Origin of the sequence: Janthinobacterium sp. HH106 (genome assembly GCF_001758725.1) — a bacterium.
Classification (GTDB): Bacteria; Pseudomonadota; Gammaproteobacteria; order Burkholderiales; family Burkholderiaceae_D; genus Janthinobacterium.
On record NZ_LRIC01000039.1, the window covers coordinates 1 to 1,267 of the forward strand.

General features: G+C 49.5%; 1 rRNA gene. It reads left to right on the top strand.

Annotated elements, in window-relative coordinates:
* Positions 1 to 107: 107 nt before the first annotated feature.
* A 23S ribosomal RNA gene (locus tag JAB8_RS15610) occupies positions 108 to 1,267 on the top strand; the annotation flags it as partial.

Below are 1,267 nucleotides of genomic sequence, written 5' to 3' on the forward strand. Positions count from 1 at the left end.
AATCGATGGGTAATGATTGTATGTATCAACAAACAAGCAACAACGTTGTACTTTCTTATCCCTGTAGCGCTCTTTGATTACCTGGTAATCAGAGGCTAACGTTATAGGGACAAGCGAATAAGTGCACATGGTGGATGCCTTGGCGATTACAGGCGATGAAGGACGTAGTAGCTTGCGATAAGCTGCGGGGAGTGAGCAAACACACTTTGATCCGCAGATTTCCGAATGGGGCAACCCACCCTTTTAGGGTATTGCATACTGAATACATAGGTATGCAAGGCGAACGCGGCGAACTGAAACATCTAAGTAGCTGCAGGAAAAGAAATCAACCGAGATTCCCAAAGTAGCGGCGAGCGAAATGGGAAGAGCCTGTACGTGATAGTCGGACCGATAACAGAATCCTCTGGAAAGTGGAGCCATAGTGGGTGATAGCCCCGTATGTGAAATCGGACCGGTGATACTAAGCGTACGACAAGTAGGGCGGGACACGTGACATCCTGTCTGAATATGGGGGGACCATCCTCCAAGGCTAAATACTCGTAATCGACCGATAGTGAACCAGTACCGTGAGGGAAAGGCGAAAAGAACCCCGGAAGGGGAGTGAAATAGATCCTGAAACCGTGTGCATACAAACAGTAGGAGCGGACTTGTTCCGTGACTGCGTACCTTTTGTATAATGGGTCAGCGACTTACATTCAGTGGCAAGGTTAACCAGATAGGGAAGCCGTAGAGAAATCGAGTCCGAATAGGGCGATCAGTCGCTGGGTGTAGACCCGAAACCAAGTGATCTACTCATGGCCAGGATGAAGGTGCGGTAACACGCCCTGGAGGTCCGAACCCACTAATGTTGAAAAATTAGGGGATGAGCTGTGGGTAGGGGTGAAAGGCTAAACAAACTTGGAAATAGCTGGTTCTCTCCGAAAACTATTTAGGTAGTGCCTCAAGTATCACCATCGGGGGTAGAGCACTGTTATGGCTAGGGGGTCATTGCGACTTACCAAACCATTGCAAACTCCGAATACCGATGAGTGCGAGCTTGGGAGACAGACGTCGGGTGCTAACGTCCGGCGTCAAGAGGGAAACAACCCAGACCGCCAGCTAAGGTCCCAAAGATTGGCTAAGTGGAAAACGAAGTGGGAAGGCTAAAACAGTCAGGATGTTGGCTTAGAAGCAGCCATCATTTAAAGAAAGCGTAATAGCTCACTGATCGAGTCGTCCTGCGCGGAAGATGTAACGGGGCTAAGCCAGTCACCGAAGCTGCGGATAT